Source organism: Stieleria maiorica, from assembly GCF_008035925.1.
In the GTDB taxonomy this organism is placed as follows: Bacteria; Planctomycetota; Planctomycetia; order Pirellulales; family Pirellulaceae; genus Stieleria; species Stieleria maiorica.
The window spans coordinates 1,700,526-1,713,585 of sequence record NZ_CP036264.1; the positions used below are offsets into that span (position 1 = coordinate 1,700,526).

Annotated in this window: 11 protein-coding genes; 2 read left to right on the forward strand and 9 right to left on the reverse strand. The window is 59.6% G+C overall.

The genetic code is table 11. From position 1 onward, the window contains the following. Positions 1-179: 179 nt before the first annotated feature. Positions 180-1,055: a phosphatase PAP2 family protein gene (locus Mal15_RS05630; protein WP_147866865.1), complete on the reverse strand. Its 876-nt coding sequence runs from the start codon at positions 1,053-1,055 to the stop codon at positions 180-182. 354 nt (positions 1,056-1,409) lie between these two features. On the opposite strand from Mal15_RS05630, the gene Mal15_RS34530 reads away from it, so the two are divergent. Further along, the gene (locus Mal15_RS34530; protein WP_233903296.1) at positions 1,410-2,135 is read left to right on the forward strand and encodes a hypothetical protein; all 726 of its coding nucleotides are present in this window, start codon (positions 1,410-1,412) and stop codon (positions 2,133-2,135) included. Between the two features lie 130 nt (positions 2,136-2,265). Here Mal15_RS34530 and Mal15_RS05640 read toward each other — a convergent pair whose 3' ends face one another. From Mal15_RS05640 to tkt, 4 genes are all read right to left on the reverse strand, one after another. Continuing rightward, positions 2,266-3,489: a DUF7453 family protein gene (locus Mal15_RS05640; RefSeq protein WP_147866866.1), complete on the reverse strand. Its 1,224-nt coding sequence runs from the start codon at positions 3,487-3,489 to the stop codon at positions 2,266-2,268. A 205-nt stretch (positions 3,490-3,694) separates the two neighbouring features. Beyond that, complete coding sequence (locus Mal15_RS05645) at positions 3,695-4,141, reverse strand: ExbD/TolR family protein (protein WP_147866867.1); 447 nt, start codon at positions 4,139-4,141, stop codon at positions 3,695-3,697. 4 nt (positions 4,142-4,145) lie between these two features. Beyond that, positions 4,146-4,577: an ExbD/TolR family protein gene (locus Mal15_RS05650; RefSeq protein ID WP_147866868.1), complete on the reverse strand. Its 432-nt coding sequence runs from the start codon at positions 4,575-4,577 to the stop codon at positions 4,146-4,148. A gap of 214 nt (positions 4,578-4,791) precedes the next feature. Next, on the reverse strand, positions 4,792-6,837 hold the full coding sequence (gene tkt, locus Mal15_RS05655) for a transketolase (protein WP_147866869.1): 2,046 nt from the start codon (positions 6,835-6,837) through the stop codon (positions 4,792-4,794). Positions 6,838-7,112: 275 nt separating this feature from the next. On the opposite strand from tkt, the gene Mal15_RS05660 reads away from it, so the two are divergent. After that, the gene (locus Mal15_RS05660; protein ID WP_147866870.1) at positions 7,113-8,063 is read left to right on the forward strand and encodes a hypothetical protein; all 951 of its coding nucleotides are present in this window, start codon (positions 7,113-7,115) and stop codon (positions 8,061-8,063) included. Positions 8,064-8,136: 73 nt separating this feature from the next. On the opposite strand, the gene Mal15_RS05665 is transcribed toward Mal15_RS05660, so the two are convergent. From Mal15_RS05665 to Mal15_RS05680, 4 genes are read right to left on the reverse strand one after another with little or no spacing between them, the layout of a single operon-like run. Beyond that, on the reverse strand, positions 8,137-9,993 hold the full coding sequence (locus tag Mal15_RS05665) for a methyltransferase (RefSeq protein ID WP_147866871.1): 1,857 nt from the start codon (positions 9,991-9,993) through the stop codon (positions 8,137-8,139). Further along, positions 9,983-10,819 carry a class I SAM-dependent methyltransferase gene (locus Mal15_RS05670; protein WP_147866872.1) on the reverse strand — a complete coding sequence of 279 codons (837 nt, stop codon included), beginning with the start codon at positions 10,817-10,819 and terminating at the stop codon, positions 9,983-9,985. The genes Mal15_RS05665 and Mal15_RS05670 overlap by 11 nt, the downstream gene beginning before the upstream one ends. Beyond that, positions 10,816-12,021, reverse strand: coding sequence for a DUF3419 family protein (locus tag Mal15_RS05675; protein WP_147866873.1), 1,206 nt, complete (start codon positions 12,019-12,021; stop codon positions 10,816-10,818). Before Mal15_RS05675 ends, Mal15_RS05670 begins: the two co-directional genes overlap by 4 nt. A 45-nt stretch (positions 12,022-12,066) precedes the next feature. After that, entirely contained in the window at positions 12,067-12,972 is a 906-nt protein-coding gene (locus Mal15_RS05680; RefSeq protein ID WP_147866874.1) for a UDP-2,3-diacylglucosamine diphosphatase, read from the reverse strand. Positions 12,973-13,060 lie beyond the last annotated feature (88 nt).

Sequence of the window (13,060 nt, forward strand, 5' to 3'; positions counted from 1 at the left end):
GCGATGTTTCAGAGGGTCGCCGTGTTCTCCGAACTCGGCGTCCCAAAATGCGAAGCATTGCCCCGCGCCGACCTCGGCGAGGACGGTGACTATCCATCGCCATCACACGACCCCTCAATGCAAGGGATTTAGAAAGTCTGACAACGTGTGTCGCGTCCATGGCCTCCCAGCCATCGCTTTTAAGCGGCAACCTTGCCCAGACCGGTGGTGGTCGTGTCTGCGTCGTCGTTGTTCCGTTGACGTCGTCGTCGACGTGGTTCCGATTCGGGTTGCATCTTGTCAAACAGATTGCCCAGCAATCGGGGGTGCAAACAGACGTAGGCCCAGATCAGGCCGAATGCGGCGCCGCCGAGAATATCGCTTGGAAAGTGGGCGATGCTGGCCAGTCGTTGTAGACCGGTGCCCAAGCAGATCGCCGCGAATAACCAACGCCCACGGGGCAAGACGATCCACAACCCCACGGTGAGCGCCGTCGCCGTCGCCACATTGCCGCTGGGAAAGGCACGTGTGCTGGCGTCAAAGGTGGCGACTTGAGAGAGCGTCCAATCGAACGCCCACAGCCAGGCTGAGTCGATCGACGCGACGTCCAAGTTCAACCCCGTCGGGCGCGGTCGCAACACAAACATCTTGGCCAACGTCGCGATCGCTCCGGCACCGAGTGCCAGCGTGGCCAGTCGAGGCAAGTGCCAGCGACAATGTGGAGCCATCAAAAAGATCCCGAACAGCACCAAGAAGATCCCGCTGCCGTGCGAGAAGATCTGCATCAACTCCAAGCCGCTGCGAAACTCCCTCGGTAACGGATCTCCGGCAAACCATCGTGCCACGGAGATGTCCATCAGCGTGACCATCGGCACCGACAGCAACAACATCCCGGCAAACCACAGCAGCGCGTTGACGCGAAAGGCGTCTTTGGACGCTTCGGTCTGTGGATAGACCAATCGCACCGCCGGGGCTTGGGAGGAGGTGAGGGCCTGAGAATCCGAACACGACTCCGCTGACGATCGCGGCGGTTCGTCGTCGCGAGAAGGCTCGTCGAGTGGTGCTGCAGATCGCATGTGCAAAGCTACTCTGTGGCGGGGAACGGTGTCCGTGAAACATCGGTTCGTGAAACAGGCCTTGCGGGTTTCAATCCAGCCCGGACAGGCCCATCTCGTCTGACGCCGAACACTACGCAAATCGCCAATCGCAGCGGAAGACGCATTTTTTCCCGCGGTGGGTGATCGCCGAACACCCTTTGATGGCAAATGAAGCGATCCGTTTAAACAGTTTTAGTCAACTTTGACGGTTGCGTTGACGATGACGACCCTAGACATGGCGTGTCAGTCGCCTGTTGTCGGTTTGGATCACAAGGCGTGCGAGAGCTTTTGGCAAAGGATTCGCAAGCGATTTCGTTTCATGGGATAACGATGATGTCACGCGTGTTTGGATTGTTGCTGGTTGGATGGATCACGGTCTCCATGACGGGATGCGTCGGACCGATGGGAGCCGGATGTTGTGGCCCCATGGGCGGCCCGGGGTTCAGCGGCGGTTGCGATTCCAGTTGCGGCGACGCTTCCTGTGGCGGATGCAACTCCTGCACCGGATGCGGCGAACTGTACGTCGACCCGTGGATCAACCATCCGGCCGACTGTGTCGATCCCTGTGATTCCTGCGGTAATTACAACGGGCAAAGCTGCGGCCAGTGCCGATCCGTGTTTACCGGCTTCCGATCACTTTGGGGATACCGTTGCGGTTGCGATCCGGGACCGGTCTCGACGACCCGCCGCGGTTTCGCACCGAGCTGCTCCAGCGGTTGCGATGGATGCGACAGCTGCATCGTCGAACCGGCCTGTGGCTGCGAAGGTGCCTGTGACTGTGGCGTCATCGAACCCGGTTGTGGCTTCGAGCCGGCCTGTGGGATCGAGCCCGGATGCGGATTCGAGCCGGCATGTGGTTGCGAAGGCGGATGCAATTGCGGCGGCGTGATGACAGAGAGCTACGGACCGCCGCCGGGGGAAGTCATCATCGAGTCGCCTGACCAGGCAGCGATTCACCCCACGGTCAAACCCTACGCCCCGCACCGCACGCGCAAGATCTTCAACCCCCGCACCGAGACGGCCTCACGCGGCGGATTCTTAAACGAGTATCGCCGCTAAATCGCATTGTAGAACCGTTGTCCCCAACTGTTCCCTCGTGACCGCCCCGCGGTCACCCGCTTTGCTCCTTTCAGCCGAGACGGCTGAGGGGAGCAACCATTGAGACAATGGTTCTACATGACGATTGTCTTCAAACGCGCCGACCACGTCGGCGGTTTCGACACACCGTCACGCCCGAGACAATCGCAATCAACGCGAATGCGGATGGTTCGGGGACTGCCGTCACGGCGACGCGGTAGGTCCCGGCCGTGTTGTCGGTAAACCGGAACGACATATAAAACTCGCCATCCTCGGCCGCAGACGATCCGGCGATGAGTGAGATTTCCCGGCCATCGATCTGATCGCCAACGCGAGCGAGTTCGCTGAACGTGGAACCGGACTTGTAGTAGGCCGCCACTTCCGGGTCATTGTTCGTCACGGCCTGAAACACGGCGGCATCCCCGCTGACCGCCAGCGAGAAGACGTCAAAATTAAGAAACTGGTCGTTGCCATAGGGAGTGGCGTTGTTGACCAACGTATCAAAGTTTCCCTCTTCGTCGACCGAATAAAATCCGATGCGATTGTCGTTCGGATTCACCGTCGCCGCGGCGAAGTAGGCGATGTTGTTCGCGATCGTTGGGTCGGCGAACCCAAAGAACTGCTCTCCGGTTCCGGGCATGACGTCGTTGGTGTCAACGATCTTTTCCAGACTTCCCGAACGGTCAGAATAGATGCCCGACAGGCCGGCGCCGTTTGTGCCTTGGAAGATGACCGAGCCGTTCTTGCCGATATCGCCGCGGGAACTCTGAAAGCTGTCGATGTCGAACGTCCCTGTGCCGGACGGGACCGCGGTGTTTCGGTCGGCGATCGTTGTATTGGTTCCGCTTGAATTCTTATAGAACCCGGGGTTATTAAACACCGAGCTTGTCCCCGTGCCGTGAATCACGACGTCTCCGTTGGGCAGCGCACGCAAACGTCGAAAAGTGCTCGGAGCCGTACCGGACTGTTCCATCAATTGCGGCGTGCCGTCGGAACCGAGACGGTAAAGGTGGTTGTCAAAACTGACGCGACCGCTGAAGTACACGTCGCTTTCAAGCACATCAATCGCATCGACGAAACTGAACGTCGTTGTTCCAGAAAAGACGGGGTGAGAGACGATGGTGTTGTGATCAAGTAGCGTCGTGAAGGTGCCATCGGTGTGGCGGCGAACGATCCCGAACTCGCTCTGGTTCGTTGTCGGGTTGAACCCGGATCCCACAAACACGTCCTCGTCGCCGTCAGCGTGAATGAACGATCCCGTGAAGTTAGGCCCGAATCCGGGGACCTGTGTGTCGGAATGGAGGACCTCTCTAAACGTAAAACTCTGCGCGCTCACGGGACAAGATCCGACCAGAAACATGACGCAGAAAACGGAAGCACGAGCTGTCAATCGCATGGGGGCCGCCTGAAATTCCGATGATGGGTTTCGTTCGCTTTCTCAGAGTTGAATTTTCAAGAAGGGCCAGGATATCGCCCCCGGTGGCGCGGTGCAACAAAACGGTTACCCTCACGACGTCGTTCGATCGCCCCCTTCGCCACAATCACTCTGCCGCGGTGGCGTACAGGACGCGGTCCGCACCGGCGGCTCGGGCGGCGTCGTAGGCGGCCACGGTGCGCTCCATCGTCACCTCGGCCTCCGGATCGATGATCACCGGCGGCTGCACGCCCAACGCGATGACTTCCGCCAATCGTTCTTGCAGCACGTCGACCGATTCAATCCGCTGGCCGCCGAACTCGATGACCGGCAATCCGCCACGCACCAATAGTTTCACCACGATCTCGTCGAACGCTTCGGTCGGCGGCGGTTGGTCCGTGTTGGCCTCGCTGCCCCCGGCGGGGACTTCCGCGAGCGCACTCGGCAGATCGTACTCGGGCGTTTCGAAACTGCTGGTCCAGACAAAGAAGATCAACAGCAAGAAGACGACGTCGATCATCGGCGTCATTTTGACTTCCAGCGAACCGGTTCGATCATGACGGGGCAATCGCATCGCCCTACCCCTGTTCTTTGACGGTCTGCTCTTTGACGGCCAGTTTGATGTCCAGCAAGCCCTGCCGGGAAGACGCTTTCAAGATCGGTTCGACCGTTCCGTACGGCACCGCGCCGTCGGTGCGGATCCGAAGCGAAGCCGATTCGCCGTCGCGGCGGACGACGTCGGCCAGAATCTCGTCCAGCCCGGCAAGGTCGACGGCGTTTCCGCCGACCATGATCTGACGCTCGCGATTGACCGTGATCGTCAACGACACCGGGTCGACACTCAGCGGCTGATGCGTCGCCGCGACGGGCAAGTCGACGGGCAACCGCGATTCCTGGCGTGCCAGGTGACTGGACACCAGGAAGAAGATGATCAGCAGAAACACCACGTCGATCATCGGCGTCATGTTGGCACCGGTGAAGGGTCGGTTCTGCTGATTCGGAATCTTCATCGGCGTCGCGGCCTGTTGATTGATTCTGATAGCCGCGAACGCGCGAGCGTACGGGCCTGAAACATCAAGAAAACGCACGGGCCGGTAGGCTAGCGTCCAATGTCATCTACTCTATGAGCCGACGGCGCTAGCCGCGGGCCTTGGATTGCCCTTCGAGACTTGTAAGGCCCGAGGCTAGCGCCTATCGGCTAACTCAATCAATTCAACAGGCCGTTCAGCCGCCGGCTGCTGCGATCACAGCGTCTTCGTTGATACCGAAGTGTTCGTAGACCTTGGAGTACGGTCCGCTGGCCCCGTAGCCGGACATGCCGACAAACTTGCCTTGCAGCCCGATCCAGCGGTCCCACGACATTCTCAGTCCCGCTTCGACGGCTACACGGTTGGTGACTTCCGGCGGCAAAACTTGATCCTGGTACGCTTGGCTTTGCTGGGCGAACAGGTCCATGCAAGGCATGCTGACCACGCGGACCTTCTTGCCGGCGGCGGTCAGTTTTTCGGCGGCGGTGACACACAAGCCGAGCTCGCTGCCGCTGCCCATCAAGATGACGTCCGGTGTGCCTTCGCAGTCGGCCAGCACGTAGCCGCCCTTGGCACATCCCGACGCGGGGGCGTACTTGGTGCGGCACAAGGTGGCCATGTTCTGGCGTGACAGCACCATCGCGGCCGGATGGTCGGTGATTTGCATCGCCGCCCGATAACACTCGGCGACTTCGTTGGAATCTCCGGGGCGGAACACGTTCAAGCCCGGGATGGCGCGGCACGCCGACAGGTGTTCGACCGGCTGGTGGGTCGGTCCGTCTTCGCCGACGCCGATCGAGTCGTGCGTCAGGATGTACAGGATCGGCTGGTGCATGATCGACGACAATCGCATCGCGCCACGCATGTAGTCGGTGAACACGAAGAACGTCGCCGCATAGCCACGCAGGCCCGACAGGCAGATTCCGTTGACGATGCCCGCCATCGCGTGTTCGCGGATTCCGAAGTGCAGGTTGCGACCGCCGTACTGATTGGGCAGGAAATCACCGGCACCTTCGAAGGTCAAATCGCTCTTGTTACTCGGTGCCAGGTCGGCCGAACCGCCGATCATGAAGGGCACGTTTTTGGCGATCGCGTTCAGCACCTTGCCGCTGCTGTTACGTGTCGCGTCACCTTTCTCGCTGGCTTCGAATTCCGGGATATCTTTGTCCCAGCCCTCGGGCAGTTTGCCGTCGAAGATCGCCTGCAGCTCGGCCGCCTTTTCGGGGTTGGCGCTCTTGTAGGCCGTCCAGGTTTCGTTCCACTGCTGGTAATCGGCGGCGCCGCGTTGGCCGAGGTTGTTGGCGAAATGTTCGACCACGCCGTCGGGGATGTAGAACTTTTCTTCCGGCGGGAAACCGTACGCCTTTTTGGCCAGTTCGACTTCGTCCCAGCCCAGCGGTGCGCCGTGGGCTCCGTGCGTGTTCTGTTTGTTCGGGGCACCCCAACCGATGATCGTCTTGCAGATGATGATGGTCGGCTTGTCGGTGCAGCTGCGGAACTTCTCGATCGCGTCGGCCAGGTTGGACAACTCGTTGACGTCGGCGACATGCACGACGTTCCAGCCCAGGCCCTCGAATCGCTTGCCGACGTCTTCGGAGAATGACAACGACGTGTCACCTTCGATCGTAATGCTGTTGTCGTCGTACAACCAACACAGGTTGTCCAATTTCAGGTGACCGGCGACCGAGGCGGCTTCGCATGCGACGCCTTCCATCAAGTCACCGTCGCTGCACAGGGCGAAGACGTTGTAATCGAACAACTTGTGATCGTCGGTGTTGTAGTTTTCGGCCAACCACTTTTCGCTGATCGCCATCCCGACGCTGTTGCTGACTCCGGCACCCAGCGGGCCGGTCGTGGTTTCGATTCCGGCGGCTTCGGCGTACTCCGGGTGCCCGGCACAAACGCTGCCGATCTGACGGAAGTTCTTGATGTCTTCCAATTTGATCGACAGCTCGTCCAGCACGTTGCCGTCTTTGTCGGTCGCTTTGACGCCGGCCAGGTGCAGCGTGCTGTAAAGCAACATCGAGGCGTGGCCACAGGACAGAACGAAGCGATCGCGGTTGGGCCAATGCGGCTGGGCCGGATCGTATTGCATCGTGTGATTGAACAACTGATAGGCGATCGGGGCGAGCGCCATCGGTGTCCCGGGGTGACCGCTGTTGGCGGTTTGGACCGCGTCCATGCTGAGGGAGCGAATGGTGTCGACCGCTAGGGTCGCGAGATCAGTCGATGCAACACTCATTTTGCGTGGTCTGTTTCGTCGCTAGAGGAAGAAGATTTCATTTCGGTCAGCCGCAAAAGGTACCGCCTTTGCGGGAATTTCGAAAGGGTCGACGGACAACGGTCACCCCCGCGGCCCGCTTTTCCCGGGCGAAACGCGTGATTTTTTTGAAATTCGGACGGTGAATCCGAACCCCCGATTGTCGGCGAGCAAAGCTTGCCAAGCACGTCCCCCGCTCCCCCCCAACCGGACGCGGCTTTTGAGTTCACCGATCCACTAATGCGAGCACCATCATCATGCGTCGTTTCAATTTCGTTGTTTTCACAATCGCCGCCCTTATCGCCGGTTTTACGGTCGCCGCCCCACCATCGATCCTGGTCCCCGCGGATGTTCAGCTGGCCGCCAACATCGACTTGGATCGGGTGAAGGCCAACCCGCTCGGCCAGCAGCTGGTCGGTGGTTTTCAAAGCGGCATCTCCGCGTCGTTGGCGAACGATCCCGAATCGGCGTCGGCAACCGAGATGATCGATGCACTCGGTTTTGATCCCATCGCCGCCGCCAAACGCATCACCGTCCTGTGCAGCGACTTTGAAAACCCGCCGCAGAGTGTTTGCGTGATCATCGAACTGGAGAAAACGACCGGCAACCTGGAAGGATTGCTGCTGGCGATGCCCGAGTACCAAAGCAGCATCCATCGCGACTATCAAATCCATAGCGTCGTTCTGGACGGCGACCGATTGTTCGGATCGATTCACACCGCTGACAACGGAACCAAACGAATTATTGCCGGTCTGGCCGCCCAGCCGGTCCAGCAGGTGTTGGATCATTTCGACGGGCAAACCGGAGCCGAGTTGTCGCGTCGATTGCCGCTGGCGACGGGCAATCTGGTCGACATCAACCTGTTTACACTGCCCGAAGCCGCGGTCTCGGAACCTCCCTTCTCGACCGCCGCGGAAATGATCCAAACCGCCGCCCTGACGCTGTCCGACCAAGGCACCAGCCTGCGAGCCTCGGTCGATTTCGTCACTCAAGTGGACGGTCAAGCCGAACAGTTGCGTCAGATGATCCAAGGATCCGTCGCGATGATCAATTCCATGGCGCAAAACGGAACCGATCCCGGCATGGCGTTGGCAGCCAACTACCTGCAATCGGTCTCGATCAACCGCAGCGGCAAGACCGTGTCGGTGACCGTGGAAATCCCCCAAGCCATGTTGGCCGAACAACTTTCCGCGGCGATGGGGAATTGAACATTATGTCGCTACGCTCGGTGCGAGCGTGGGAAACCCCGGGAATCCACCTTCTGGCGATGGCAGCTACGTTTCAACGGCAAACACCCCGTCGTCGTGTGTGCCAGATCTCATGGACTAAAACGATGGCGTAGCAAACCAAGTGGCCGGCGATCAGCCAGCCGTATTGGTTGCGAAAGCCGTCCGACAGTGCCATCCCGCCGATCCCCGTCATCGCCCCGACGATCATCGGGTGGGGGATCGTGCCGAAGGGAAATCGCTTGATTCGTTCCGGCGGATCGAAACCGAGTTCTGCCGAAAACAACGTCCGTCGCATCCCCAGGACGTGCGCCGCATATCCGGCCAGTGCGAATCCACCGATGACCAGCGCCAATGATCCGAAGTCGCGGTCGAAGTGCATGGCGTAAAACGCCAGCAACAGCGACATCGACACGGTCTTGAAGAACATCGCATCGCGACGGAACGTGCCGAAAGAGACCGGGGTGCGTTCCTGCAGCGTCCCGATGTAGATCGCATAGTGAATGAAACTGGTCGCGGCCAGGAAGACAGCCGCCTCGCCGGCGGCGGCACTGATCACCAGCGCGATCGTCACATAGGCCAGATTGGTCCAGCCGAAGAACCGCACGGCTTGCTCGAACAGACGCGTCCATGCCAACACCCAGCGGGCTTTGATGGCCGGCCAGATCCCCTCGGGGCGAATCGTTTTTAAAAACAGATTTCGGGCGCGGATGTCGTACCACGTGGTCAACCGAGCCAACAAGCATCCATACCACTGCATCGAACGCGGGTAAGCGACGAAATGTAATTTCAAGTTGACCCGTGGTTCGGATTGCTGTGGGTCAGCGCTGCGGGTGATGTAGTGCAGTTCGCGATTGAAGTCGAACGCAATCGCGTCGCCGTGCTGAAGCCGATGACTTTCCGGCACGTCGTACTCGGGGTTGGACATCGGATAGTGCGTGGTGACTTCCAGGTTCTGGTTCAGCGCCAACATGCAGCGGTACAACCTTGCCCCCGGAAAGATCGCCCAGGGGCCGTCGACGTGACCCATGTAGAACACGGTGTCCGAGGACGTCGTTTTCGGCGGGCCGGTGACGTACAACTCATTTATCCCCAAGACCGGGCGGACGTCATAGCCGCTGCCGTGAAAGGAACGGATCATCGACATCAATTGGGGCGAATCGGCCAGTCGCCCGAAGGAAGCTCCACCGGCACCTGACAAGTCGCTCTGCCACCAGTGTGTGCTTTGCGAAACGTCAACCTGTTGACCGCAGACCCAGTTCAGAATGGCATCGAAGTCGGCTTTGTCCTGGCGGTCGGTCAGTTTCGTTTTCAGCACCGCCTTGCGGGCCACCAGCAAACGAACTGGCGACTGACGCCAGCGCCCCGCGATCACGATCAAAACCGGCAACAGTAACACGGAGTGTTCCATGAACTGCCGCCACCAGCGACGTGAATCCTTGTACGTGCTTTGAAAAGTTGGCTCGGCGGTCAACCAGTGCGCAAGGTCTTGTCCGACGTACCCCGCGGCAACCGCAGCGACGGACCACCAAACACCCAGCGACAGCCAAGCCGCCATCACAGCGATCACGCCGACGGCAATCGCGTGCAGGCAGGCGATGGACGCCGGGGCGAACGCAACGACCACCGTGATGTGCGCGAACGCGATCAATGCAGACGCCATCGGACTGGCCCAAGCCAGCAACGCGTACAGGCCGAACAGCCCCAGCGGCGTCGTCACCAAATGACAGGCCACATTCAGCGGGCTGCGATGACAGCGCAGGAACCCTTGGCACAGCCGTGTCCAGTCGGAACCGGCGGCGGATCCGTTGGGCGTCTGACCACCGCCGGCGTTGACACGCGACACGTCCGTCCAAGCGTGATTGCCGACGGGATGCTCCAGCGTCGCGGCGGCAAATGATTCAACCGGCATTCGTGGCTCGCTTGGTCCCGACGAACAAATAGTAGGGCGCTCGAACGAGCGGCAAATAAGGCACACGTCCCAGCCGTTCGCTGAAGCGTGTCACGTCAAATTTTTGATGCAGCATGGCGGTGTGGTCGGGGCTCAAGAAGACATTGTCCGCTCCGAACCAATGCGTCCAAAACGAGCGGCGAAGCCAACCGTGTTGGCGATGCCCGTGGGTCGCGTATTTTCGCGACACATAAAAGTCAACGACGCCGATGACCCCGCCAGGTTTTAAAACTCGATGGGCCAATTCGATGGCCTTGAACCAGTCGGGGATCATGGTCAGGGAGTAGGAGAACGTCACCAGATCGACGCTTTCTTCCTCTCGGTCCCATTGCGTCACATCGGCCAGCGAAAACTGGGCATTCGCCACGCCGGCGCCGCCCAGTCGATCGCGGGCGACGTCCAACAACGAGGACGAAAGATCGACCAAATGAATCTGCCTTAACTCCCTACAGCGCCCGCCGGCCCGAAGGATGTTCTCGCCCGTCCCAGACCCCAGATCGGCCCAAACCCCGGCGGTCGGAAAGTCCAGCGAATCGATCAGTTCGTCGCGACCGTGCAACAAACGTGCACGGAACGAGTCGTAATCACCGGCTTGGCCGCTATAAAAACTCTCCAGCCGCTCGGCATGCGTTTTTCCACGCACCGGGTGAGCCAGCAGGTGCCAGATCACACGCAGATCGCTTGCCCAGGAAGGTTTTCCGGCAGCCGTGTTCTGGTCGACGGATTGATCTGCCGTGGTGATCGTTCCGTTCAGTCCGGTGGATTTCGTGACGCCCGTGCTGGTCATGCCGCGACACCGTTGAGGTCGGCGATGTAAAAACTGCCGTAGGTGTGGACGCGATCGGTCAAATGCAATTCGGCGGCCAACTCCTTTTGGTACCGCAGCAATTCGCCCAGGCAGGTTCGCTTGCCGTTGGAGCGGACCGTCAACGGATCGACAAAGTCGACGTCCAGAGCGGCACTGCGCCACAGGATGCGAGTGTTGTCGGCCGAGCGGTCGACGATGCTCTGCCATTCGGAGGCCAACAGATCGGGGTGTCGTTCGTACAACCAGTCCATGTGGTCGAGCAGAACGAATCGCGAAATCGGTGCATCGTGGACGCGTAGAAACGACTCGACCGTGTTGTTGTGCGTGCTGACGCGATCGACCAAACCGGCGCGAAGTCGGTCGAAGCCGTGCCGCGTCAGATATTCCGGGCAGCAGGTCGGTGTGTAGCTGCCGGTCAAATAGACACGCCAAAAGTAGTTGTCTTTCAGCGGGATCTTTTTAAAGACCGTTTCGATTCGATCCTGAATGAAGCGTCCGATCCCGCCGGGATAGCCGCGATCGATTTGCAGACGTTGACTGCGTGGGACGCCCAGCATCGCGAGTGTCGTGTCACGACGCAGTACCCACCGCATCGGCTTCGAAAACAGTTGTTCGGAAACGCCGCACGAATCATAGATCTCGGCTTGCTGTTGGACCGTTTCGGCCGACAGAATTTCCAGCACCGATTCACGCAAGCCTTTGGGGCGATTGAGGTAGCCGTTGATCATCCAGGCAAAAAAGCCGGACGTGCCGCGGAAATAGAAACTGTTGCGCCGCGCGGTGCCGTCGAAGAAATTGATGCGCCGGTCCCAAATCGCGCGATCGTCCCGCCGCAGTGCCGGACGAACCCGGTTGTGATACAGGGTCTTCCAATTCGGGTGCACACCCCTGCCAAACACCTCGAAAAAATCATCGTACGGAAGCGTCCGGATGGCGGCGATCTTGAGTTCCAGCAAGGCATTTTGCATCGCATTGACGTCGACCGCATGCACGCTTTTGGGAGCCTGCAGCGCGTAGTCGAGTGCGTTGCAGCCGGCCGACGTGATCACCAGCACGCTGTCGTCTGGGCCCAAATCGAGTGCTTGGCGGTCCAGACGCGGGTCTTCCCAGCACGTGTTGTAGACCAGATTGCGTTGATGGACCGCGTCGAAGCAGCGTTTGCTTATCCATTCCTTGATCATTCCGATGGTTTCCCTTGGGGATGCTTTGATGTTTTGTTGAAGGTGTCATTCGATCGAAGACACGACGCACTCGCGGTCGTGACACGGGGCCACCGCATCAAACAGCGGTGCATCGGCGATCGACTCCGGTTGGAAATCGTCGATCGGTGGCGGGTCGGATCCTCGCTGGCCCAGGTGCAAGGTTTGAGAGTCGCCGTAGCGGCTGACCAATTGCAAATCGCCGTTGTGGCATTCGACCAGTCCGGTGCAGTTTTCGACCCAGTCACCGGTGTTGCAGTACAGCACCGATTCGGACCGTTTCATCACCGGCGTGTGGATATGACCGCAGATCACGCCATCGCAATCCTTTTGCGAGGCATGGTGCATGATTTTGTTTTCGTAACGGCTGATGAATTTGACGCCGCGTTTGACCCGTCCCTTGATCACCGCGCAGGCACCGTAGGGGTTTCGGTCGTGGGCCAGAAAACGGTTCTTGACCCAGCGATTGAAACTCAGGCAGGCGTCGTAGAACGAGGAACTGCCTTTGGAGATCCACTGCGCCTTGGTTTCAAAAAAGTCGAACAGGTCGCCGTGGGTGACCAGGAATCGCCAGCCATGCAGCGTTTCAAAAATGAACTCGTCGGCGATGCTGACATCGGGAAACCCCGCCGGCATGACGCTGCGAAACGAGGCTTCGCGGAGGAATGAATCGTGGTTGCCGGGGGTGTAGTGCAGTTGGGTCCCTTGCTGCACCAGATCGACCAAGTGGCGGATGATGCGGTCACAGGGTTCGGTCCAATGCCAACCGGAATTGATTTTCCAGGCGTCGAAGAAGTCGCCGACCAGGAACAGTTTTTCCGGGCGATAGCCTTGGAGAAACTCCAGGAATTCCTCCGTGCGGGCGTGCTTGCATCCCAAGTGGACGTCACTGACGAGTAACGTCCGTACCGACAACGGTGAGATCCCACTCATGCCAATAACGCCTCTGCTCCTTGCGGAACCGCTCCTTGCGGAGTCGATGAACTACCGATCCCTTGAATCTGAGGCAGAGCGTATCAGA

Coding starts and splice junctions, on each gene's coding strand:
- Mal15_RS05630 (WP_147866865.1), bottom strand. CDS start 1,055: ATGCGATCTGCAGCACCACTCGACGAGCCTTCTCGCGACGACGAACCG.
- Mal15_RS34530 (WP_233903296.1), top strand. CDS start 1,410: ATGTCACGCGTGTTTGGATTGTTGCTGGTTGGATGGATCACGGTCTCC.
- Mal15_RS05645 (WP_147866867.1), bottom strand. CDS start 4,141: ATGCGATTGCCCCGTCATGATCGAACCGGTTCGCTGGAAGTCAAAATG.
- Mal15_RS05650 (WP_147866868.1), bottom strand. CDS start 4,577: ATGAAGATTCCGAATCAGCAGAACCGACCCTTCACCGGTGCCAACATG.
- tkt (WP_147866869.1), bottom strand. CDS start 6,837: ATGAGTGTTGCATCGACTGATCTCGCGACCCTAGCGGTCGACACCATT.
- Mal15_RS05660 (WP_147866870.1), top strand. CDS start 7,113: ATGCGTCGTTTCAATTTCGTTGTTTTCACAATCGCCGCCCTTATCGCC.
- Mal15_RS05665 (WP_147866871.1), bottom strand. CDS start 9,993: ATGCCGGTTGAATCATTTGCCGCCGCGACGCTGGAGCATCCCGTCGGC.
- Mal15_RS05670 (WP_147866872.1), bottom strand. CDS start 10,819: ATGACCAGCACGGGCGTCACGAAATCCACCGGACTGAACGGAACGATC.
- Mal15_RS05675 (WP_147866873.1), bottom strand. CDS start 12,021: ATGATCAAGGAATGGATAAGCAAACGCTGCTTCGACGCGGTCCATCAA.
- Mal15_RS05680 (WP_147866874.1), bottom strand. CDS start 12,972: ATGAGTGGGATCTCACCGTTGTCGGTACGGACGTTACTCGTCAGTGAC.